Annotated in this window: 16 protein-coding genes and 1 tRNA gene; 8 read left to right on the forward strand and 9 right to left on the reverse strand. The window is 70.0% G+C overall.

Translation table 11 applies throughout. The features are described 5' to 3' along the window. The first annotated feature begins 133 nt into the window (after positions 1 to 133). Genes ACFHW1_RS20040 through ACFHW1_RS20050 form a run of 3 tightly spaced genes read left to right on the forward strand, consistent with a single transcriptional unit; the run spans position 134 to position 3,848 of the window. Positions 134 to 1,816 (forward strand): extracellular solute-binding protein, encoded by a 1,683-nt coding sequence (locus ACFHW1_RS20040; RefSeq protein ID WP_416568708.1) that lies wholly within the window; start codon positions 134 to 136, stop codon positions 1,814 to 1,816. Positions 1,817 to 1,833: 17 nt separating this feature from the next. Beyond that, positions 1,834 to 2,871, forward strand: coding sequence for an ABC transporter permease (locus ACFHW1_RS20045; protein ID WP_416555574.1), 1,038 nt, complete (start codon positions 1,834 to 1,836; stop codon positions 2,869 to 2,871). Continuing rightward, positions 2,868 to 3,848, forward strand: coding sequence for a carbohydrate ABC transporter permease (locus ACFHW1_RS20050; protein WP_416555572.1), 981 nt, complete (start codon positions 2,868 to 2,870; stop codon positions 3,846 to 3,848). The genes ACFHW1_RS20045 and ACFHW1_RS20050 overlap by 4 nt, the downstream gene beginning before the upstream one ends. A 17-nt stretch (positions 3,849 to 3,865) precedes the next feature. On the opposite strand, the gene ACFHW1_RS20055 is transcribed toward ACFHW1_RS20050, so the two are convergent. Continuing rightward, positions 3,866 to 6,172 (reverse strand): TIM-barrel domain-containing protein, encoded by a 2,307-nt coding sequence (locus ACFHW1_RS20055; RefSeq protein ID WP_416555570.1) that lies wholly within the window; start codon positions 6,170 to 6,172, stop codon positions 3,866 to 3,868. A gap of 115 nt (positions 6,173 to 6,287) precedes the next feature. On the opposite strand from ACFHW1_RS20055, the gene ACFHW1_RS20060 reads away from it, so the two are divergent. Further along, positions 6,288 to 8,543 (forward strand): beta-galactosidase, encoded by a 2,256-nt coding sequence (locus tag ACFHW1_RS20060; RefSeq protein WP_416555568.1) that lies wholly within the window; start codon positions 6,288 to 6,290, stop codon positions 8,541 to 8,543. A 142-nt stretch (positions 8,544 to 8,685) separates the two neighbouring features. After that, positions 8,686 to 10,995, forward strand: a complete 2,310-nt coding sequence (locus tag ACFHW1_RS20065) for a cellulose binding domain-containing protein (protein WP_416555566.1) — start codon at positions 8,686 to 8,688, stop codon at positions 10,993 to 10,995. Between the two features lie 209 nt (positions 10,996 to 11,204). On the opposite strand, the gene ACFHW1_RS20070 is transcribed toward ACFHW1_RS20065, so the two are convergent. Further along, a complete protein-coding gene (locus ACFHW1_RS20070) occupies positions 11,205 to 12,212 on the reverse strand; it encodes an LLM class flavin-dependent oxidoreductase (protein ID WP_416555564.1) in 1,008 nt (335 codons plus the stop codon). 123 nt (positions 12,213 to 12,335) lie between these two features. Between ACFHW1_RS20070 and manD the strand changes: the two genes are divergently transcribed. After that, complete coding sequence (manD, locus tag ACFHW1_RS20075; RefSeq protein WP_416555562.1) at positions 12,336 to 13,544, forward strand: D-mannonate dehydratase ManD; 1,209 nt, start codon at positions 12,336 to 12,338, stop codon at positions 13,542 to 13,544. 117 nt (positions 13,545 to 13,661) lie between these two features. Here the strand turns inward: manD and ACFHW1_RS20080 are convergent, their stop codons facing one another. From ACFHW1_RS20080 to ACFHW1_RS20105, 6 genes are all read right to left on the reverse strand, one after another. Next, the gene (locus ACFHW1_RS20080) at positions 13,662 to 14,243 is read right to left on the reverse strand and encodes a GNAT family N-acetyltransferase (RefSeq protein WP_416615924.1); all 582 of its coding nucleotides are present in this window, start codon (positions 14,241 to 14,243) and stop codon (positions 13,662 to 13,664) included. A gap of 179 nt (positions 14,244 to 14,422) precedes the next feature. Beyond that, positions 14,423 to 16,366: a M48 family metallopeptidase gene (locus ACFHW1_RS20085; RefSeq protein WP_416555557.1), complete on the reverse strand. Its 1,944-nt coding sequence runs from the start codon at positions 16,364 to 16,366 to the stop codon at positions 14,423 to 14,425. A 5-nt stretch (positions 16,367 to 16,371) separates the two neighbouring features. Beyond that, positions 16,372 to 16,971, reverse strand: a complete 600-nt coding sequence (locus ACFHW1_RS20090; protein WP_416555555.1) for a LemA family protein — start codon at positions 16,969 to 16,971, stop codon at positions 16,372 to 16,374. Positions 16,972 to 17,086: 115 nt separating this feature from the next. Continuing rightward, positions 17,087 to 17,896 (reverse strand): hypothetical protein, encoded by an 810-nt coding sequence (locus tag ACFHW1_RS20095; RefSeq protein ID WP_416555553.1) that lies wholly within the window; start codon positions 17,894 to 17,896, stop codon positions 17,087 to 17,089. A gap of 53 nt (positions 17,897 to 17,949) precedes the next feature. Further along, positions 17,950 to 18,885, reverse strand: coding sequence for a hypothetical protein (locus ACFHW1_RS20100; protein WP_416555551.1), 936 nt, complete (start codon positions 18,883 to 18,885; stop codon positions 17,950 to 17,952). A 7-nt stretch (positions 18,886 to 18,892) separates the two neighbouring features. Beyond that, the gene (locus ACFHW1_RS20105) at positions 18,893 to 20,551 is read right to left on the reverse strand and encodes a hypothetical protein (protein WP_416555549.1); all 1,659 of its coding nucleotides are present in this window, start codon (positions 20,549 to 20,551) and stop codon (positions 18,893 to 18,895) included. A 200-nt stretch (positions 20,552 to 20,751) separates the two neighbouring features. Here ACFHW1_RS20105 and ACFHW1_RS20110 point away from each other — a divergent pair, with 200 nt between their 5' ends. Beyond that, positions 20,752 to 21,444, forward strand: coding sequence for an NUDIX hydrolase (locus tag ACFHW1_RS20110; RefSeq protein ID WP_416555547.1), 693 nt, complete (start codon positions 20,752 to 20,754; stop codon positions 21,442 to 21,444). Between the two features lie 45 nt (positions 21,445 to 21,489). Here the strand turns inward: ACFHW1_RS20110 and ACFHW1_RS20115 are convergent. Then, a tRNA-Leu gene (locus ACFHW1_RS20115) sits at positions 21,490 to 21,566 on the reverse strand. Positions 21,567 to 21,672: 106 nt separating this feature from the next. On the opposite strand from ACFHW1_RS20115, the gene ACFHW1_RS20120 reads away from it, so the two are divergent. After that, complete coding sequence (locus ACFHW1_RS20120) at positions 21,673 to 22,293, forward strand: ANTAR domain-containing response regulator (protein ID WP_416555545.1); 621 nt, start codon at positions 21,673 to 21,675, stop codon at positions 22,291 to 22,293. The last annotated feature ends 130 nt before the right edge of the window (positions 22,294 to 22,423 follow it).

Here is a 22,423-nt window from a genome sequence, read left to right on the forward strand (position 1 = left end):
CCGTCGGCTACTTTGTTTAGTCAGCAGACGAACTAACTCTAGCGTGCAAACCGTACCCCCACACCCCCATCTCGAGCTGGTTCGTCCCATCGTCGCCGGGATGCCTGGCTCGCCGATACGAAGGGAGCGCGCCGTGGATCGATCCCTCGCGGGCGCGGCCACCAATCGACGTCGATTCCTGGGCCTGGTCGGCCTGGGTGCCACCGCGATGGCCGGTGGCGGCTTTCTCTCCGGCTGCAGCCGGCCGGCCGGCACCCAGGGCACGGCGACCGACGTCGACGCGGTCAGCGCGGTTCTGCCCAGGTACCAGCCGGTCGAGCTGCTCACCCCGGACATCGCCGGGGTACGCCCGATCGCCGACGGCTACCTGACGTATCCGACCGACCTGGTCCGGGCGGTCACCGAGACGCCCGGCAGCAGCGGTGAACCGCTCACCGCGATGACTCCCTGGTGGGGGCCAACCCCGCCCGGCATCGACCGCAACGCCTACCTGCAGGCGGTCAACGAGCGGCTCGGCGTGCCGATCGACTTCAGCGTCCAGGACGGCAACACCTACGCCGACAAGCTGAGCGCCATTCTCGGTGCCCGCGACGTGCCGGACCTGCTCTGCGCCCCGAACTGGGAGATCGACAAGATTCCGCGGTTCTCCGACGCGGTCTCGGCGCTGTTCGAGGACCTGACCGACCACCTGGCCGGTGACGCCGCGCTGGCCTACCCCCACCTGGCCAGCTTCCCGACCGGGGCCTGGCAGTACGCGGTCTGGGGCGGTCGGCTGGCCGCCGTCCCGTGGCCGACCGACGGCCCGTTCCCGTACGCGCTGTTCTACCGCAGGGACCTCACCGACGCCGCCGGCGTGCAGGCCCCAAAGAACATTGAGGAGCTGCACGAGTTCGGCAAGGCGATGACCGATCCGGCCAACGGCGTCTGGGCCTTCGGCTCGATCTTCAACATGGTGCAGATGTTCTACGGTGTGCCCGGCTCGCAGGGCGGCTGGCGGCGCACCGACGGCGGCGGCCTGGAATTCAAGTACGAGACCGAGGAGTACCGCGAGGCCCTGGAGTTCACCACCAGACTGTTCGCCGAAGGGCTGGTGCACCCGGACATCGTGGAGAGCAGCGGCGCCGCCGACGCCAAGCAGCTGTTCAACAGCGGCAAGATGGTCTGCTACGAGGACGGCGTCGGCGCCTGGCGCGGCATGTACTCGGAGCAGCGACAGATCACCCCGACGTTCGACATGCGGCCGGTGCCGATCTTCTCCGCCGACGGGCAGAGCGCCCCGGTCGCCTGGGGCGGGGAGACGCCGATCTTCTACACCTTCATCAAGAAAGGGCTGGGCAAGGAGCGCGTCGAGGAGATCCTGCGGGTGCTCAACTGGTGCGCCGCGCCGTTCGGTACCGAGGAGTACCACCTGCGCCAGTACGGGGTCGCCGACCAGCACCACACGGTCAGCGCCGACGGCAGTCCGGAGTTGACCGAGCTGGGCCGGCAGGAGATCGCCGACCAGTACACCTTCATTGTCGGGCGTTACCCGACCATCGTGCAGACCGCCGACGTCCCCGGCTTCGTCGAGGCCCTGCTGGACTACTCCAACGAGACGGTGAAGTACCTGGAGCCGAACCCGTGGGCCGGGATCAAGTTCGAGCTGCCGGCCAACCTGTCGCGGGTGCTGCAGCCGACCGAGGACAAGATCCTCGACGTGCTGCGTGGTCGCCGACCGACCAGCGACCTGGACCAGATCATCGACGAGTGGCGCAGCGGCGGCGGTGACGAGGGCCGCGACTTCTTCCGCAAGGCGCTCGAAGACAACGATCGATGACCTCGGTCGAAACGTCCGTGACCGCCGGATCCGGCGACGGCCGGAGCCGGCGGTCGCCGGACCAGCCCACCCCGGACGGCAACCGCCGGTCACGCCGTACCCCGGATGGTCGGCGCACCCGCCGACGGACCGTGCCGCTGCGGGCCCGGCTGCGCCGCGACTGGCCGCTGCTGGTGATGGCCGCGCCGGCCGCGCTGCTGCTGCTGGTCTTCCACTACCTGCCCACCCTGGGCAACGTGATCGCCTTCCAGGACTACAACCCCTGGGTCGGCGACAACGCGTTCGAGGCGTTCGTCTACAGCGAGTGGATCGGGTTCGGCAACTTCGAGACCCTGTTCCGTGACCCGGCGTTCTGGGACGCGGTGATCAACACCCTGACCATCACCGCGTTCCAGCTGGTCTTCTTCTTCCCGCTGCCGATCCTGCTGGCGATCCTGCTGCACAGCATCCTGTCGACCCGGGTGCGTGGGTTCATTCAGAGCGTCGTCTATTTGCCGCACTTCTTCAGCTGGGTGCTGGTGGTGACCTTCTTCATGCAGATGCTCGGTGGGGCCGGCCTGGTCGCCCAGCGGATGCGCGACGCCGGGCTCAACCCGCTCAACGTGATGGGCAACCCGGACACGTTCATCGTGCTGGTCACCGCGGAGGCCGTGTGGAAGGACGTCGGCTGGGGGGCGATCATCTTCCTGGCCGCGCTCAGTGCCATCGACCAGAATCTTTACGAGGCGGCGGCGGCCGACGGTGCCGGGCGCTGGCGACGGCTGTGGCACATCACCCTGCCCGGGCTACGTCCGGTCGTCATCCTGCTGCTGATCCTGCGGCTCGGTGACGCGCTCACCGTCGGGTTCGAGCAGTTCATCCTGCAGCGTGAGGCGGTCGGCCGGCAGGCCGCCGAAGTGCTCGACACCTACGTCTACTACCAGGCGATCATCCCGCAGCAGTGGGGGATGGGTGCCGCCGCCGGCCTGTTCAAGGGCGTCATCGGGCTGGTGCTGATCATCGCCGCGAACAAGTTCGCCCACCGCCTCGGCGAGCAGGGAGTGTATTCCAGGTGAGCATCGCACGTACGCTGGCCGCCGGGCGCCGACCCAGGCTCGACCCGGTGAACCAGCCGCCCCGACGGCGGCGCCCCGGCGTCGGCCGGCCGGTCTGGGAGGAGCCGCCGAGCCCGGTCGGCCAGGGCGTCAAAGGGCTCGTCCTCGCCACGATGGTGCTGGCCGTGATCTTCCCGATGTGGTCGGTCCTGGTGACCAGCCTCGCGTCGCGGGAGACCATCAACGCCACCGGCGGCATGGTGGTGATCCCCCGGGAGATCGACCTGTCGGCGTACGTGAACATCCTTTCCGGCGGTCAGATCAGCCGGGCGGTGTGGGTCAGCACCCTGGTCACCGTCGTCGGCACGACGTTCAGCCTGGTGCTGACGGTGCTGGCGGCGTACGGGCTGTCCCGCAAGGACTCGGTCGCGCACCGTCCGTTGCTGTTCCTGTTCCTGCTCACCTTCCTGATCTATCCCGGCATGGTGCCGAGCTATCTGGTGGTGACCGGGCTGGGCCTGAAGAACAACCTGTGGGCGCTGATCCTGCCCACCGCGATCAGCGTGTTCAACCTGGTGGTGATCCGGGCGTTCTTCATGAACGTGCCGGCCGAGCTGATCGACGCGGCACGCATCGACGGTGCCGGGGAGTTCCGGATCTTGTGGCGGATCATGTTGCCGCTGTCCCGGGCGGTGATCGCCGTCGTCGGGCTGTTCTACGCCGTCGGCTACTGGAACGCGTACTTCAACGCGGTGCTCTACATTGACGACAACGACAAGTGGCCGATCCAGCGGGTGCTGCAGAGCTACATCCTGGCCGGCCAGTCGCCGTCGGTCACCGGCGCGCCGGTGAACATCCCCGGGGTCACCGCGTACCCGCCGACCCTGGCGGTCAAGATGGCCGTGGTGGTGATCACCGTACTGCCGGCGGTGGTGATCTTCCCGTTCGTGCAGCGGCACTTCACCAAGGGCGTCATCACCGGCGCGATCAAGGGTTGACCGGCCGGCACCGCTGGTCAGAGCGGTACGCCGTCGAGCAGCACCGTGGCCGGCGGCTCGGTGCCGGTCACCGCGACGACCTCGACCCGGCGGACCGGCAGCGGCCCGTCGAGGTTGACCCGCAACGTGTCGCCGTCGCGTACCGCCCGGACCGTGGTGTCGCCGTCGACGTCGCAGACGACCGTCTCGGCGCTGACGCCGCCCCAACTGACCAGGGTCACGTCGGCGAACGGACCGTCGCCGACGGTGTCTCCCGGTCCGGTCGTCGGGATCAGCGCGCCGTGCCGGACGAACAACGGGATCCGCTCCAGCGGAGTCTCGACCGGCAGGTGGCGTCCGCCGGGGTGGGTCCGCCCGGTCCAGTGGTCGACCCAGTCACCGGCCGGCAGGTAGACGTGCCGCCGCCCGTCCGGATTGATCATCGGCGCGACCAGCAGGTCGGAGCCGAGCCGGTACTCCAGTTCGGCACCCCACGCGGCCGGGTCGTCCGGCGAGTCGACCAGCAGCGCCCGCATCATCGGGGCACCGGTGCGGGCGGCCGTGACCGCCGCCGAGTAGAGGTAGGGCATCAACCGGTAGCGCAGCCGGATCGCCTCGACCGCGTCCCGCGCGGCGTCGTCGGGGAAGTCCCACGGCAGCCGGCTGGTGGTGCCGTGGAAGCGCACCAGCGGCGAGAACGCCCCGAACTGCGCCCACCGCACGTACAGGTCGGGGGTCGGGGTGCCGTGGAAGCCGCCGGCGTCGTGACTCCAGAACGGTACGCCGGACAGGCCGTGCGACAGCCCGCCGCGCAACGTGCTGGCCATCCCCGGGTACGTGGCGTTGACGTCGCCGCTCCACTGGGCCGGATGCCGCTGCCCGCCGAGGAACGACGACCGGGCCCACACCATGCCGTGCCCGGCGACCTCCTGGGTGACCGCCGCGACCGCGTCGTTGAACAGCAGCGTGTAAACGTTGTGTAGCTCGACGCCGGTCATCCCGTTGTGCGCCACCGCGTCGGCCGGCACCCCTTCGGCGAAGTCGGTCTTGAACACCATCGCGCCCTGCCGCAGCAGGTCGCGTAGCAGGCCGGTGAACCACTCGGTGGCCGCCGGGTTGGTAAAGTCGACGATCCCGCAGACCGGGTAGGATCCGTGCCAGACGTCGGCGATGTAGGTGGAGCCGTCCGGGCGGCGCAGGAAGTAGCCAGCCGCGTCGGCCTGCCCGAAGACCGGGCTGCCGGTCATGATGTACGGGTTCATCCAGAGGCTCACCTTGAACCCCTGCTCGGCGAGGGTGGCCAGCATGCCGGCCGGGTCGGGGAAGTTGGTGACGTCCCAGGCCAGGTCGGACCAGGCGCCGTCGGCCTGCCAGTAGCAGTCCAGGTGCAGCACGTCGCACGGGATGCGGTCGGCTCGGATCCGTCGGGCCCGCTCCAGGACCTTCTCCTGGCTGTCCACGAAAAAGCCGGACGAGATCCAGGTGCCGAACGCCCACTTCGGTGGCAGCACCGGTCGGCCGGTCAGCCGGTCGTAGCGGTCCAGGATCTCGGCGGGGGTGGGGCCGGCGATCACGTAGTAGTCGATCAGGTCGTCCGGCACCAGGATCTGCACGCAGCTGTGCGTGGAGGAGCAGATGTCGAACTCCACCGGCATGCCGCTGTCGACCAGCACCCCGTAGCCGCGGTCGGACAGGTACAGCGGGACGTTCTTGTGCGACCGGTCCGACTCGCTGCCGAAGGCGTCGAAGTTCCACATCAGCGCCCGCTGGCCGCGCTTGTCCAGCCGGGTGAACTTCTCGCCGAGCCCGACGAAGCGTTCGTCGCCGGGCGCGTCGAAGCTCTCGTGGTACGCGGCGACGGAGCCGTCGACCAGGGACCGGCCGAACGGCAGGGTGCGCAGCCGGCCGCTGATGTCGCGCTCGCCCCGGTTCTGGTTGAGCAGCACCCGACCCTGCCGGTCGAGGAACCGCAGATGCCACGGGTCGAGCCGCAGCTCGGCGACGACCTTTCCGGCGTCGACGCGTACCGTGCCGCCGGCCACGGTGACCGTGGCCGGGTACGGGCGTGGATCGACCAGCGGCAGCGCCCGGGCCGACCGGCTGCGGGCGTCGGGTGTCGCGCTCAGCCGGACCCGGATCACCCCCTCTCCGGCGGCGCTGACCGCGACCGTCAGCGTCTCACCGTCGGCGGTGCTGCCCTTGCAGGTGATCCCGGCAGCATCGGTGCCCAGCAACTCGGCGCGGACCAGCGCGGACAAGCCCTCCTCGCCGGGCGCGCGGACCGGCAGGTCGGGCGGGTCGGCCACGAATGTTTCATGGGGGACCAGGGGCGGACGGTACGGCATGGGCTCTCCTCGTCGGTCCGGGGCTCGACGCTCCCTGGTGGAACCAGCGGCCTGGGGGCGACTAAATTAGTTTCTTTGCTAATCCAACAAACTGTCAACGTCGGAGGGAGCGCCGATGCGCTGGCCAAAAGGACTCGACGGGCTCTGCTACGGCGGGGACTACAACCCCGAGCAGTGGCCGGAGACGACCTGGGTCGAGGACGTCGAGCTGATGCGTCGCGCCCGGGTCAACCTGGTCACCGTCGGGGTGTTCGCCTGGTCCCGGCTGGAACCGCACCCCGGCGAGTACACCGTCGACTGGCTCGACCGGGCACTCGACCTGCTGCAGCAGGGCGGGATCCGGGTCGTCCTGGCCACCCCGACCGCCTCGCCGCCGCCGTGGTTCTCCCTCACCCACCCCGACGCGCTGCCGGTCACCGCCGACGGGGTACGGCTGCGGCACGGCAGCCGGGACACGTACTGCGCGGCCGCCCCCGCGTACCGCGTCGCGGCCCGGCGCATCGCCGCGATGCTCGCCGAACGCTACCGCGACCACCCGGCGCTGGCGATGTGGCACGTGCACAATGAGTACGGCACAGTCTGCCACTGCCCGCACGCGGCCGACGCGTTCCGGCGGTGGCTGCAGCAGCGCTACGGTGACCTGGACCGGCTCAACGAGGCGTGGACCGGTGCCTTCTGGAGCCAGTGCTACTCCGAATGGACGCAGATCGACCCGCCGCGCGCCACCCAGTACCTGACCAACCCGACGCAGGTGCTGGACTTCCGCCGGTTCTGGTCCGACGAACTGCTCGCCGCCTATCGCGACCAGCGCGACCTGCTCCGCGAACACACGCCGGACGTGCCGGTCACCACCAACTATGTGTTCGGCGACTGGGTCCCGGTGGACCACGCCCGGTGGGCGCGGGAGATCGACCTGATCGCCGTCGACCACTATCCGACCGAGACCGACGGCCGGGCCGAGGAACAGACCGCGCTCGCCGCCGACCTCGCCCGGTCCTGGTCACGCCCGGTCACCGGGGACGGATCACCGCCATCGGCCGGCCGGCACCGGCCCTGGCTGCTGATGGAGAGCGCCCCCAACCTGATCTACCGGTACGCCGAGGGGACCGCCTACGCCAAGGAACCCGGCCGGATGCTGCGGCACAGCATCGCCCACGTCGCACGCGGCTCCCGGGGCGCGATGTTCTTCCAGTGGCGGGCGCCGCGCGGCGGTGCCGAGGCGTTCCACTCGGCGATGGTGCCGCACGCCGGTGCCGACTCCCGGACCTTCCGGTCGGCGGTACAGCTCGGCGAGGCGCTGCGGCTGCTCGCCGCGACCGACACCGCCGCGGTGGCGGCCCGGGCCGCGATCGGCTGGGACGCCGCCAGCGGGTGGGCGCTGCAGCATCCCGGGCTGCCGTCGGGGCACATCTCGTACGCCGACGAGGTGGCCGCCGCGCACCGGGCGCTGTGGCGGTGCGGGATCACCACCGACTTCGTCTGCCCGGCGACCGGACCACTGGACCTGACCGGCTACCGGATGCTGGTGCTGCCCGCGCTGTACCTGATGGACGACGCCGTCGCGGACACCCTCGCCGACTGGGTGCGGACCGGCGGTTATCTGGTGGTCAGCTACCTGTCCGGGGTCGCCGACCCCGACGCCCGGGTCCGGCTGGGCGGATATCCAGGTGCCCTGCGTGAGCTGCTCGGCGTCCGCAGTGAGGAGTTCCTGCCGCTCGGTCCGGACGGCACGGTGCGACTGTCCGGCGGGCGTACCGGCCGGCTGTGGCGGGAACGCTTCGAGGCCGGTGCCGCCGAGCCGGTGCTCGACTACGTCGATGGTGTGCTGGCCGGTCAGCCGGCGGTGACCCGCCGCTCGGTCGGTGCCGGCGCCGCCTGGTACCTGTCCACCAGACTGGACGACGACGGCTACCGGGAGCTGCTGGCGGTGGTCGCCGCCGAGGCCGGGGTGGCACCGGTACTGCCCGCCGCGCCCGCCGGGGTGGAGGCGGTACGCCGGGTGGACGGCACCACCCGGTGGCTGTTCCTGTTCAACCATGGCCGGGAGGAAGCGGTGGTGGCGGCCACCGGTGACGTGCTGGTCTCCGGTGGCGTCCTGCCGTCCGGGGAGATCATGGTGGCCGGCGAGTTCCTGCCCGCCAGTGACGTGCTGCTGACCATGGGCGGCGGTCCGGGCCGGTGGCCGGGCGCCCCGGCCGGTGTCACCGGCATCTTGGGACGCGGCCGGGGCAGCCGGCGGGTCCGGGTCCCGCCCGGTGGGCTCCTGGTGCTGCGGGAGCCGGACCAGCCGGTGGGCAACCGGAACCATCGGCACCAACCCCGTCAGGTGCCGACGGACATCGACATTGAGCGAGGAAAGCGATTGCCCTAGCATTGGCCTGCACGGGAGCCGACCGACGACCGCCGTACTGCGGTCGACCGATCCAGCGCAGCGCCACCGGGCGTACGCCCCCCGGCCGGGCAGCCGGGACGTCCGTCAGGTGCCGTCCGCCCTCTGCTCCCTGGAGACTTCCATGCGCAACGTCCCTCTCAGCAACCCCCGGTCCCAGCCCGGGAACCCCCGCCGAGCCCTGCTCGCGGCCGCGACTGCGGCGGCCACCGCGATCGGTGCCGGCGTGGCCACCACGATCCTCGCGCCGTCGGCCGCCGCGGCCGCCGGTTGCGCGGTCGACTACCGCGTCACCAGCCAATGGCCCGGTGGCTTCGGCGCCAGCGTGTCCGTGACCAACCTCGGTGACCCCGTCACATCCTGGCAGCTGACCTGGTCGTTCGGCGCCGGGCAGACGATCACCCAGGCGTGGAACGCGGCGGTGACGCAGAGCGGTGCCCAGGTCACCGCAGACAACGTCGGCTACAACGGGAACCTGGCCACCAACGCCAGCACCGAGTTCGGCTTCAACGGATCCTGGAACAACAGCAGCAATCCGGTGCCGACGACCTTCGCGTTCAACGGGACCACCTGCACCGGCGGCGTCGCGCCGACCACCGCACCACCCCCGACGACGGCACCCCCGACGACCGCCCCACCGACCACGGCGCCTCCGCCCACCACCTCGCCGCCGACGCCGGGGCCCGGCGCCAAGCAGATGGAGGACCTCGACCGTGGGCTGATCAGCGTCCGGTCCGGATCCGGCAACCTGGTCTCCTGGCGGCTGCTCGGCACCGAGGCCGCCGGTACCGGGTTCCACGTCTACCGTGGCTCCTCCCGGATCACCTCGTCGCCGGTCACCGCGTCGACCAACTACTACGACGCGGGTGCCGCGTCCAATGCCAGCTACACCGTCCGGGCGGTCGTCGCTGGCACCGAGCAGCCCGCGTCGCCAGCCTCGTTGATCTTCGCCAACGGTTACCTGGACGTGCCGCTGCAGGTGCCGCCGGGCGGCACCACCCCGTCCGGGGAGAGCTACAGTTACTCGGCTAACGACGCCAGCGTCGGCGACCTCGACGGTGACGGACAGTACGAGATCGTCCTGAAGTGGGACCCGTCCAACGCCAAGGACAACGCGCACTCCGGCTACACCGGCAACGTCTACGTCGACGGGTACCGGCTCGATGGGACTCGGCTGTGGCGCGTCGACCTGGGCCGCAACATCCGGGCAGGTGCCCACTACACCCAGTTCCAGGTGTACGACTACGACGGCGACGGCCGGGCCGAGGTGGCGATGAAGACCGCCGACGGCACCCGCGACGGCCGGGGCAATGTCATCGGCAACTCCGGCGCCGACTACCGCAACTCGTCGGGCTACGTGCTATCTGGTCCGGAGTTTCTGACCATGTTCGACGGTCGGACCGGTGCCGCCCTGTCCACCGTCAACTACGTGCCGGCCCGGGGCAACGTGTCGTCCTGGGGCGACTCGTACGGTAACCGGGTGGACCGGTTCCTCGCCGGCACCGCCTACCTGGACGGCCGGCGGCCGTCCCTGATCATGTCACGCGGCTACTACACCCGCACCGTCATCGCCGCCTGGGACTTCCGCAACGGAAGCCTCACTCAACGGTGGGTCTTCGACTCCAACTCGTCAGGCAACGGCAGCTACGCCGGGCAGGGCAACCATTCGCTGTCCATCGCGGACGTCGACCGCGACGGCCGCGACGAGATCGTGTTCGGCGGTGCCACCATCGACGACAACGGTCGCGGGCTGTGGAACACCAGCCTGAACCACGGCGACGCCGGACACCTCGGTGACCTCGACCCGGGGCGGTCCGGGCTGGAGTACTTCAAGGTCCAGGAGGACGGCTCGAAGCCGTCGTCGGCGCTGATCGACGCCCGCACCGGGCAGATCATCTGGCAGACACCGACCGGCGGGGACAACGGCCGGGGCGTGTCGGCGGACATCTGGGCAGGCAGCGCCGGTGCCGAATCCTGGTCGTCGGCCGTGTCCGAGCTGCGGTCGCCGACCGGTGGCAACGTCGGACGCAAGCCGTCGTCGGCCAACTTCGTGATTTGGTGGGACGGCGACCCCGTCCGGGAACTGCTCGACCGGACCCGGATCGACAAGTACGGCACCTCCGGCGACACCCGGCTGCTGACCGGCTCCGGGGTGGCGTCGAACAACGGCACCAAGGCGACCCCCGCTTTGTCGGCCGACCTGTTCGGCGACTGGCGGGAGGAGGTCATCTGGCGGACCAGCGACTCCCGCGCGTTGCGGATCTACGCCACACCGCACACCACTGACCGACGGATCCACACCCTGATGCACGACCCGCAGTACCGGGTGGCGGTCGCCTGGCAGAACACCGCCTACAACCAGCCGCCACACCCGTCGTTCTTCATTGGCGCCAACATGCCGGCACCACCGACGCCGAACGTCTACTTGCGGTGAATGTCTACCTTCTAGTGAGTCCGGCGGCCGGCTGAGTGAGCCGGCGGCCGTAGACGCGCCGACGGGGGACCGGAACCCGGTCCCCCGTCGGCGGACGCGACGACATCCACCCCACGCGTGATCTCGTGCGTCGAACCATCACCTGCCAGAGACGATAGCCAGCGGACCGTCGCGCGGCGGTGACCAGCTGATGAAGCTCCTGTTTCCGGCTATTGATCGCCGTCCGTGGGGTGGCCCGGGTCACCGGCCACCAGCTCGAACGAGCGCACCCGGTCGGCGACGTCGTACACCATCGTGGTCAACATCAGCTCGTCGGCACCGGTGCGCTCGCGCAACTCGTGCAGCGCCCGCCGGACCGTGTCGGGGGAGCCGACCGCCTGCTCCTCGTTGCGTTGGCGGATGAATTGCAGCTCGAGATCCGTGTACGGATAGGCGGCCGCTTCCTCCGGGCTGACCAGTGCCTCCGGCCGCCCGGCGCGCAGCCGCAGGAACGCCAGGGCGGCCGGGCCGGACAGCCACTCGGCCCGCTCGTCCGACTCGGCGCAGACGACGTTGACCGCGACCATCGCGTACGGCCGGTCCAACCACGCCGATGGGCGGAAATGCTGCCGGTACAGCGCGAGCGCCGGCAGCGTGTTGGCCGCACTGAAATGGTGTGCGAAGGAGAACGGCAGGCCCAGGGTGCCGGCGAGTTGGGCGCTGAATCCGCTGGAACCGAGCAGCCAGATCGCCGGTGACTGCCCGGCGTGTGGGGTCGCGGCGATCGGCCCGGCGTCACCGCGCAGATAGCCGATCAGGGTCGCCAGCTCCTGCGGGAACGTCTCAGCGCCCAGCCCGGCCACGGTGCGCCGCAGCGCCAGTGCGGTGGCCTGGTCGGTGCCCGGGGCCCGGCCGATGCCGAGATCGACCCGGCCCGGGTGCAGCGCCTCCAACGTGCCGAACTGCTCGGCGACCACCAACGGCGGATGGTTGGGCAGCATCACCCCGCCGGAGCCGACTCGGATCGTTGAGGTGGCCGCGGCCAGGTGGGCGATCAGCACCGCCGGGGCCGAGCTGGCGATGGCGGGCATGTTGTGGTGCTCGGCCACCCACAACCGGTGGTAGCCGAGCTGCTCGACTCGGCGGGCCAGCTCGGTGGTGTGCCGCAGCGCTTCACCGACGGATCTGCCGGTGGCGACTGGGGCCACATCGAGGACGGAGAGCGGTACGTCGATCACAATTGTGCCCAACCCGGTGCCGCGCCCGGATCTTCCCGCCGCCCGGATTTCCCGGCATCGTCGGTTCGGCTAACCTCGGCGGCGAGCGGCAGCCGGCCGCCGCACAGACGAGGAGACTGGTCGATGCGGATCGTGGACGCCCGGGTTATTGTGACCTGCCCGGGCCGCAACTTCGTTACCTTGAAGATTGTCACCTCGGACGGTGTGACCGGCGTCGGCGACGCCACCCTCAACGGCCGCGAACTGGCCGTCGCCAGCTACCTGCGTGATCACGTGGTGCCGACGCTGATCGGTCGGGACGCGAGCCGGATCGAGGACACCTGGCAGTACCTGTACCGGGGTGCCTACTGGCGGCGCGGCCCGGTCACGATGAGCGCCATCGCGGCAGTCGACACCGCGCTGTGGGACATCAAGGGAAAAGTCGCCGGGCTACCGGTCTACCAGCTGCTCGGCGGTCGCTGCCGCGACGGGGTCACCGTCTACGGCCACGCCAACGCCGAGACGGTCCCCGAGGTGCTCGCCGAGGTGGCCCGCTACGTCGACCTCGGCTACCGGGCGGTACGCGTACAGACCGCCGTGCCCGGCCTGCCTGCGACGTACGGGGTCGGCAAGGACCGGATGTTCTACGAGCCGGCCGACGCCGCGATCCCCACCGAGACCACCTGGTCCACCGAGCGCTACCTGGTGCACACCCCGCAGGTCTTCGCGGCAGTACGCGACGAGTTCGGCCCGCACCTGAAGCTGCTGCACGACGCCCATCACCGGCTTACCCCGATCGAGGCGGCCCGGCTCGGCAAGGACCTGGAACCGTACCGGCTGACCTGGCTGGAGGACCCGGTCCCGGCCGAGCTGCAGGAGGGCTTCCGGCTGATCCGCCAGCACACGACCACCCCGATCGCCGTCGGCGAGGTCTTCAACACCATCTTCGACTGCCAGCAGCTGATCACCGAGCAGCTGATCGACTACGTCCGTACCACGGTGGTGCGCGCCGGCGGGATCAGCCACCTGCGCCGGATCTTCGACCTGGCCGCGCTGCACCACGTCCGCAGCGGATCGCACGGCGCCACCGACCTGTCGCCGGTCTGCATGGCCGCCGCGCTGCACGTCGACCTGAGCATCCCCAACTTCGGCCTGCAGGAGTACATGCGGCACACCGAGGCCACCGACGAGGTCTTCCCGCACTCGTACCACTACGCCGACGGCTACCTGCAGCCCGGTGAGGAACCCGGGCTCGGCGTCGACATCGACGAGTCCGCGGCGGCGCGCTACCCGTACGCGCCGGCGTCGCTGCCGGTCAACCGGCTCACCGACGGCAGCATGCACAACTGGTGACCCGACCAGGCCGGTCGGTTCCTCGCCGGCACGCATCGATGTGAGGCTGAGATACTCTACGACGCAGATGTAAGGTATCTCAGCCTCATATCAATGAAGCGGTGCGGCTCTTCTGGCTCAGCCGACGCACAGTGCTGCGGCCATGGGCGGTTGGTCGACCGGGTCACCGGATCGGCGCATCGCCCACAGCGGTGGGCCGCCGGCCGGCAGGTGCGCCACCCGGACGATCCGGTAGCCATGGCGTTCGTGAAACACCCGCTGTCGCTGGCTGCTCGCCTCCACCACGGCCGGCATCCCGATCCGGTCCAGCCGGGCATGATGCGCGGCGAGTAGCGCCGACCCGATGCCTCGCCGTCTCAGCCAGGGTGCCGCCGCCAGGAACGCCAGATGATGGTGTCGGCCTGTCGGCTCCACTCGGCCGGCGGTGCACGTGTAGTGCGCGTACGGTCCGTGCCGGTCGCCGCAGGCCCGCAACCGCCGCCGCTGGTGCTCTGCACCGAGGAGCCGGTCGAACGGGTGTGGGTACCAGATTGCCACCCCGTCGCAGTGCCCGGCCACATCGACGATGCCGTGCCGTACGCCGAACTCCAGCTCGGCGGTGAAGAACTGATGCATCGTCAGGTACCGCAGCGCATGGTCGTTGATCAGCCAGGACACCACCGGGTCCAGCACGCATGCCTGCGCCAGCAACTCAGCCAACGGATCAACATCAGCGGCTGTGGCGGTCCGTACGGTCAGCATGGCCGCCACGTCCACACCAGGAACCGGTCGAACAGCTCGGCCGCGGTGACGTCGGGCAGGTCGAACGCTGCCTCGGTCATCCGTTCAACCATGTACGTCGCCAACGAGACCGGCCCAGGGCCAGCGGTGGGCGGCGGTCAGGCCGGCACCGGCAGTGGTGGCAGTGGGCTGTGCAGGATCAGGCAGATGGTCCGCAGCAGCTCGACCTCCGGCACGGTCATCACCCCGTCGTGTCCGATCACCGCGACCGCCGCCGCCACCAGCCGGGCCTTCTCCACCGGGCGCAGTTCGTCGAGGAGCGGCCAGACCGATTCCAGCTCCAGTACGCCGCCCGCAGGCGGGGCGAACCGGGCGGCTGCCTGGGGCAGGGCGTGCGCCGCACCGGCGGCGAAGGCCCGCTGCGCGGCGGTCGGATCCGGGTGCCCGGCCTGGGCGAGCACGCTGAGCAGTGTCTGCACGGCCGGTTGGCTGGCGCGCAGCGTACGGCGGCCGTGGCCCGGCTGCGACGATGGCCGCAGCGATTCGCGCAGCTCATCGCCGACGAGCCGGGACAGGCAGTATTCGAAGACGCTGATCCGCCCGTCGGCCCGGACCAGGGTGGCCATCGCGTCGGCGAGCGTGTCGCGTTCGGCCGGTGACCGCTGCGCCAACGCGGGGAAGGCGATCTCGGCCAGCGGCAGCCGTAGCATCGGGTGCAGGCTGGCGGTCCGCGCACCGGCCTGCCAGGCGGCGTCAGCTAACGGGGTGCCGTACCGCTGGGTGATGGCGGCATGCTGGCCGGCGCGGACCTGCGGGTCGGCCGACAGCAGCAGGCCGAGGATCAACGGTGCCACTGTGTCCGGTCGACGGGCCTGCTCCGTCAGCTCCTGCGGGATCCGGGAGAGCAGGTCGGCGGCGTGTTGGTAGGCGCTCGCCGGCGGCGCGCCGATCCGGTCGACGACCTGGGCCGGGTCCATCGGCACCTGGGTGTCGTCGGCGGGCAACGCGGCGTCGGCGGGCAACGCGGCGCCGCCCGGGGTGCCGCCGGTCAGCCCGAGCGCGCGGTCCTCGGCCAGCCCGGACGGCGGGGCCGCCGCCCACCGCCGGGACAGCGTGGTCAGCTCGTCCGCGTCGAAGCTGGAATCGAGTGCCTTGATCCGGTCGATGATCGGCGGATGCGTCGAGAACAGCGCGGTCAGCCTGCCACCCGGCCCGAACAGCATGTGGCCGACCTCTTCGGACTTCGGACTATTCAGCTGTGACCCGGCGGGCAGCCCGGCGATCTTCTTGAGCGCACCGGCCAGCCCGGCGGTCTGCCGGGTGAACTGCACGGCCGAGGCATCGGCCAGGTACTCGCGCTGCCGGGACACCGACGCTTTGATCAGTCGGCCGACCAGCACACCGACGTACCCGGCGGCGACCATCGCCAGCCCGATCAGTGGTAGCGGGTTGCCGCCCCGGTTGTCGCTGCGGGAGCGGCCACCGCTGACGAATCCGGTGCGCAGTAGGCCACGGCCGATCACCGCCAGGAACAGGATGCCGAACAGCAGCCCCATCAGCCGGATGTTGAGTCGCATGTCGCCGTTGACCACGTGGCTGAACTCGTGGGCGATGACGCCCTGCAGTTCGTCGCGGTTGAGCCGCTCCAGCGTGCCCCGGGTGACCGCGATCGCCGCGTCCGAGGTCGACCAGCCGGCGGCGAACGCGTTGATCCCCTCCTCGCGCGGCAGCAGGTAGATCTCCGGAACCGGCACGCTGGAGGCGATGGCGATCTCCTCGACCACGTTGCGCAGCCGGCGCAGCTGCGGGTCGGTGGTGTCCGGCGGCACCGGTACGCCGCCGAGCTCCCGGGCCACCCGTCCGCCGCCACCGCGCAGCGTGACTGTGCGGACCAGCGCCGCCAGGCCGATCACCGCGACGGTCGCCAGGCTGGTCACCACCAGCATGCCGAGGAGCGCGGCCGGTTGCCGGGACGCGCCGTCGAAGACGACGAACACGGCGAGGTCGACCACGGCCACGATGCCGACCACGGCGAGCACGAACAGGGCGACCAGCCGGGCGGAGACCCGCCGGACCTGACGTTGCCGTTCGAAGAAGTTCATGCCGGTCAGAAGGTCACCCGGGGGGCCTGCCGCTGCTGCGGATCGTCGACCTCGAACAGGGCGGCCGGGCTGAATGAGAACATGTTCGCCACGATGCTGCCGGGGAAGCGCTCCCGCTTGTTGTTGTAGCCCATCACCGCGTCGTTGTAGGCCTGCCGGGCGAACGCGACCCGGTTCTCGGTCGAGGTCAGCTCCTCGGTCAGCTGCATCATGTTCTGGTTGGCCTTGAGGTCCGGGTACGCCTCGGAGAGCGCGAACAACCGGCCCAGGGTCTGGGTCAGCATGTTCTCGGCCCCGGCGAGCTGCTGCATCGCCGCCGGGTCACCCGGCTTGCCGGTCGCGGCGGCCTGCGCGTCGACCGCGCCGCCGCGGGCGGCGATCACCGCTTCGAGCGCCTCACGTTCGTGTCTCATGTACCCCTTGGCAACCTCGACGAGGTTGGGGATGAGGTCGTGGCGTCGGGTCAGCTGGACGTCGATCTGGGCGAACGCGTTCCGGAACGCGTTACGGGCAGTGACCAGTCCGTTGTACACTGCGACGCCGTACCCGGCGAAGACTGCCACAACTATACAAATCAGGCAGAAGAGCCCGATGGCCAGTTCCATGTCCTCCTGCTCCCTGCTTCGCCAGCGGTGGCGCAGCGACCCCGGCGGCCTGCACTGATAGCTCGCCCGAGCGTACGCCACCTGCACCGCAGCCGGGCCGAACCAGAGCGGCCGGTCAGGGCACCGGAGCGCGGGTGAGGTCGACCGGCCGTCCGTGCCGCCAGAGGTGTTCGAACTCGTCACGGAAGTGTCGGTACCACTGCAGACTGGCGGTGGTCAGCGTCATCATCGGTTCGGCTGCCGACGGGCGGTGTGAGTAGAGGTCGACGTGGATGCGTCCGGTCTCCTCGTCGGCGTCCAGCAGGATCATCCCCGACGCCGGCACGAGCGGCAGCAACCGTACCTCCAGGGAGCCGGTGCCGGGACGGGCGGTACGGGCCAGCTCGCGTAGCAGGTCGAGAGTAGGCCGGGCCCGGTTGACGAAGATGTCCCGGTCGTCCGGCAGGGTGGCCCGCCGGGCGGCCTCGGCCGGTACGGAGGTCGCCGGGTCGATGAGCGCGACCCTGATCCGGGCACCTGCGGCAAGCCGGCTGGCGATCTGGTCGACCTGGTTACGCAGGGTCCGGCCGAGGGTCACCCCGATGAGGGCGATGTCCTCGACGTCGGTGAGGTCGACGTCTGCACCAGAGGTCGAGGCCCGTAGCGACATCGCGCCGGAGGGCTGGACCGGCAGGTGCCGGATCAGCCGTACCGCGCCGTCCAGCCGGCGCACCACCTGGTCCAGCTGCCGGCGCTCCCCGGCCACCGTCGTGGTGAGCAGGGCCAGTGTTCCCAGCGTCGCGGCAGCCACGGTGGCGGTGTCGACCACGTCAAGGACGCCGAGCAGACCGAGCGCCAGGGCGAGCAGGACGGTGATCACGGTGTCCAGCCGGTGGCTGAACAGACCGCGCCTGCGCGGTGGCCAGGCGCGCGTCGGACCTGGCATCGCATCCTCCTGGTACGGCTGGTGCTGTCCGGACCGGGTCCGGACAGCACCTGTCAGCGGCGTGCGTCCCACAGGTAGGGCAGTACGCGGTGGAACGCCCGGGCGGCGTTTCGGGCCGCCAGGTCGTGGTCGCGGTGACCCTTCGCTGCGTCGGCATGGTCGGAAATGCCGCGGAGCACGAGCCAGCCGGTGAGCCCGGTACCGTCGGCGAACTCCTCCCGGAAGCCCTGCACGAGGCCACCGGATTCGGTCTCCACAGCGAGGCACTTCTCCTGGAAGTCATGCAAGAACGTACGGATCCGGGAATTTTCGTCGGTGATCACCGCGCTGCCGGAACCCAGCGGCCCGCGTCGTACGCGGAAGTCGCCGCCGTGGTCTGGTGAGGGAATCCGCAATGGCTCACCCTCGGTGCTGAACAGGTCGTTGACCGCGATGGTCAGCGCCGCCGTCAGCGCCGTCGACTCGCCCCGCCGGCGGGGACCGTCCGCGGTGTCCCGATGGTTGTCGTAGAAAATGATCTGGTCGGCGAGTACCACGTCGCCGACGTCGAGTTGGGCGCCGATGCCACCGGCGATGCCGACGAGGGCGATGATCGGCGGTGCGTACCAGTGCCGTAGCCGGGTGTAGGCGGCGGTGGCGGACAGTTGCCCTCGGTCCAGGGTCTGCATCAGCACCGCCGTGCGCGGCCCGTGCGGAGTCTCGAAGATGGCCTCATGCACCCGGGTTCCATCGGGGAGTACCCTCCGGCGGTACTCCCAGGCCTGCTGAAAGATATCGACGACCGCGCGCGTCTCCTGTGGCAGTACGGTCAGCACACCCAGATCGGCCCGCTGCTGCGCGGGGTCGGCCTCGGTTGACCGTTGTGCGGCGACGGGTTTGGTCTGCGCTGTGGTGCCGGAGACCGGGTTGAACGAGTCGGAGATGTCGCCGGTGTGCACATCCCCGCCGGCGTGGATACCGCTGTTGTGGCTGCTGGATGGCTGGTTCATCGCGCACTCACTTCCGGCCCGGGTTGAACGAGCTGGAGACGTCGCCGGTCTGCACGTCGCCACCGGCGTAGATGCCGCTGTTGATCAGGACGTTCGCGCGTTGGCGGAACTCAGTGACGTCCACCCCCTGATCGACGAGGAAGTCGAGGGTGGCGGCGACCAGGCGGCGGGTGACGATCTCCTGGTACTTCGCGACGTCCTGGTTCTGGAAGTCGTTCCGGACCTCGTCGAAGGTGGCCAGCTCGCGAATTCCGACCCGGGCGCCCCGGTCGATGCCGTACGGCAGGGCCGACCGACTCGTCGCGACGCGCCGGATCAGCGACCGTACGACGGTCCGGGCCAGGTTGGCCGGAGCCATAGCCACCACCTGCGGTGATTCGGCCAGACCGGACAGGGCGGCCCTGGCGTAGGGCAGTAGTCCGATGCTGCTGACGTCGTCGACGATCCGGTACTCGTCGCGGCACGGGGCCAGCGCGCAGGTGGCGATCTCGAGGTAGAGCGTGCGGCCCTGCAGCGCGAAGTGCGCGTACACGGTGGTGACCAGCTCGCCCCGCCAGGAGGTGACCTGGCAGGCAAGGTAGTGCCGGCGGGCGTCGCGCGGCTGCCGGATTATGTCCACCATCGCCGGTCCCCAGGTCATTTGGGCTAGTTCGGTGGTCTCGGTGCCCGCCGTAAAGACTTTGTCCACCACTGTCAGACCCGGCAACAGGTGCTCCGGCGAGTCCGTCTGACTGAGCGTCGCGAGCCGGTCCCGGACGTATCCGACGAGCTGCTCCGCAGCGAAAGGAAGTTCGTCGATTTCCCGCTGCGACTCGGAGGACTGGTCATCGAAGCCCTGTTGCGGGCGGATCATCCGGACGGCCAGGTCCGAGATTCCCAGGACCTTTCCCGATCCGACGAAGGGAGAGTAGCCGGAGTAGACAATGGTGTTCCCGCCCTGCTGCCGCAGGATCTCCTGGATCCGGCCGTCCGACGGCGGGGCCGGCGGACGGCTAGCGGGCCCATGCTGCGCGGCCTCGTGCCACCGGACGATGTTGGCGACAACGGTGGGCCCGAACGCGGCGCACAGAGCCGTCACGGCTCCGATATGGACGACTACCAGTACGCTCGTGACGGGGTCTTCGCCTTGGAACGCCTGACTGGTCACCAGGAGACTGGCGGAGCCGAAAAGCAGCGCCAGGAACAGCCAGAACGCGCCGATGCTGACCAGACTCGTGACGGCGGAGCCAACGATCCGGCTCAGCCGTCGCGACTCGTTGACGGCTGTCCGGTGCAGAGAGTCGCGGACCAACCGGACTATCGAGACAACCGACTGCACGGCGCCGAGCAGCATGCCGGTCGCTAGGATGCCGAACCCTCCGATGCAGAAACTGAGGAACAGCGTTCCGACGATGACGGAGTCCCGGATCGTGAGGATGCGCCCGGCCTGGCGGCAGTGCCCGAGCACGGTGCCGAGGTCGAACCCGTAGGACGGTGCCACCGCCCGGGTCGGCTGGTCGTACACCTCCCGTAGCGCGGCTCGGCAGAACCGCTCGTCAAGGTACGCACCGACGACGAGGTGTCGGGTAGCCGCAGCGGGCGCCACTGCCACCGCCGGTTGCGGCGGCGTTGCCGGTTGCGGCGTAGGCGGCCGCTGCGGTGGCACGGGGGAGAACTGATCGGTCATGGGGGTGACCTCCAGGGAGGGTGCTGACATCGGTTGGCGGGTTGGACGAACGATCGGGCGGTGCTCGGGCCGCCACGGTTAGGCGATAGATCTCGTCAAGATGACGAGATTAGTTACCAAGCGTAAGTGGGCAATCGGTTATCGTCAAGGTGACGATTGGATACACTCAGGCCGTGAACGGTCGAGGAGTAGTGACCCTAGTGTCACTGACGGTTGACCTGGTCGTGTTGACCGTGCGAGACGAGCGGTTGCACGTGCTGCTGATCGAACGAGGCAAGCCACCCTTCCTGGGCAGGACCGCCCTACCTGGAGGGTTCGTTGGCGCCACTGAGGACGCCGGCGCCGCCGCCCTGCGGGAGCTCGCCGAGGAGACCGGGATCGATGGCCGCGCCCTCCACCTCGAACAGCTGTACAGCTACACCGAGCCCGGGCGTGATCCGCGTGGCCGGGTGGTCAGCATCGCGTACCTCGCGCTCGCTCCGGACCTGCCGCTGCCGGCGGCCGGCACCGACGCGCGACACGCCAGGTGGACGCCGGTCGACGAGCTCGGCCCGGACGACCTCGCCTTCGACCACGCCGCGATCCTGGCCGACGGAGTCGAGCGGGCCCGCGCCAAACTGGAGTACACGACGCTGGCGACGGCGTTCTGCCCGCCAACCTTCACCATCACCGAGCTGCGGCGGGTGTACGAGGTGGTGTGGGGGATGGGCATCGATCCCCGCAACTTCCACCGGAAGGTGGTCAACGCCGACGACTTTCTGGTCCCTACCGGCCACCGCCGGGTGACCGACGTGGGCCGACCCGCCGCGCTCTACCGTGCCGGTGGGGCGACCGAGCTCTACCCGCCGATGCTGCGAAGCGGAAGCGGGGAGACAGCGGCAGGACAGCGCTGACATCGAGTCCGGCCCGCCGGACCGGAAGGGTCGCGTCCTGCTGGGTGGTGCCCCCGGTGGGATTCGAACCCACACTGTCGGAGGTTTGAGCTCCGTCTCTCTACCGGTTGGAGTACGGGGACCTTTGTCGGGTCTGGGGCCTGGCTATGCCAAGCCTACCTACTACGCTGAAGGCGGCGACACCCAACCCGGTGGGTGTCGGGTGGCAAGCGTTGGGGGTAGGGGTACGTGGCCGACACGCAGGCGGGTGCCGAGCGCAGGCGGGTGCTGATCGCGGAGGACGAGGCGCTGATCCGCCTCGATCTGGCGGAGATGCTCCTGGAGGAGGGCTACGACGTGGTTGGCGAGGCCGGGGACGGCGAGACGGCCGTCCGGCTCGCCGAGGAGCTCAAGCCCGACCTGGTCATCCTTGACATCAAGATGCCGATCATGGACGGGTTGGCGGCGGCCGAGCGGATCGCCGGTGGCCGGATCGCCCCGGTGGTCATCCTCACCGCCTTCAGCCAGCGGGACCTGGTGGAGCGGGCCCGGGCGGCGGGTGCGATGGCGTACCTGGTGAAGCCGTTCCAGAAGAGTGACCTGGTGCCGGCGATCGAGATCGCGCTGTCCCGCTACTCCGAGGTGGCCGCGCTGGAGTCCGAGGTCGCCGGGCTGACCGACCGGCTGGAGACCCGCAAGGTCGTCGAGCGGGCCAAGGGCATGTTGATGACCTCCTACGGCATGACCGAGCCGCAGGCGTTCAAGTGGATCCAGCGGATGGCGATGGACCACCGGATGACCATGCGGGACGTCGCCGACCGGATCCTGGCCGAGACGCCCGGTGAGGCCGCCAGCCAGCAGCAGCAGTAGTGAGACGAGCCCGGGATCGACGTCGGGGGATGACAGCCGACGCGTGTTACAGCCATACGGGCAGTCAGGCCACGCTACGTAACGTTTTTGTCAACGGCCCTTCCTGGACCTTACGGCGTGCCAGGCAGGT

It is taken from the genome of Micromonospora sp. LOL_014, from assembly GCF_048060245.1.
In the GTDB taxonomy this organism is placed as follows: Bacteria; Actinomycetota; Actinomycetes; order Mycobacteriales; family Micromonosporaceae; genus Micromonospora_E.

Coding starts and splice junctions, on each gene's coding strand:
- ACFHW1_RS20100 (WP_416555551.1), bottom strand. CDS start 18,885: ATGAACCAGCCATCCAGCAGCCACAACAGCGGTATCCACGCCGGCGGG.
- ACFHW1_RS20105 (WP_416555549.1), bottom strand. CDS start 20,551: ATGACCGATCAGTTCTCCCCCGTGCCACCGCAGCGGCCGCCTACGCCG.
- ACFHW1_RS20085 (WP_416555557.1), bottom strand. CDS start 16,366: ATGAACTTCTTCGAACGGCAACGTCAGGTCCGGCGGGTCTCCGCCCGG.
- ACFHW1_RS20095 (WP_416555553.1), bottom strand. CDS start 17,896: ATGCCAGGTCCGACGCGCGCCTGGCCACCGCGCAGGCGCGGTCTGTTC.
- ACFHW1_RS20065 (WP_416555566.1), top strand. CDS start 8,686: ATGCGCAACGTCCCTCTCAGCAACCCCCGGTCCCAGCCCGGGAACCCC.
- manD (WP_416555562.1), top strand. CDS start 12,336: ATGCGGATCGTGGACGCCCGGGTTATTGTGACCTGCCCGGGCCGCAAC.
- ACFHW1_RS20055 (WP_416555570.1), bottom strand. CDS start 6,172: ATGCCGTACCGTCCGCCCCTGGTCCCCCATGAAACATTCGTGGCCGAC.
- ACFHW1_RS20060 (WP_416555568.1), top strand. CDS start 6,288: ATGCGCTGGCCAAAAGGACTCGACGGGCTCTGCTACGGCGGGGACTAC.
- ACFHW1_RS20090 (WP_416555555.1), bottom strand. CDS start 16,971: ATGGAACTGGCCATCGGGCTCTTCTGCCTGATTTGTATAGTTGTGGCA.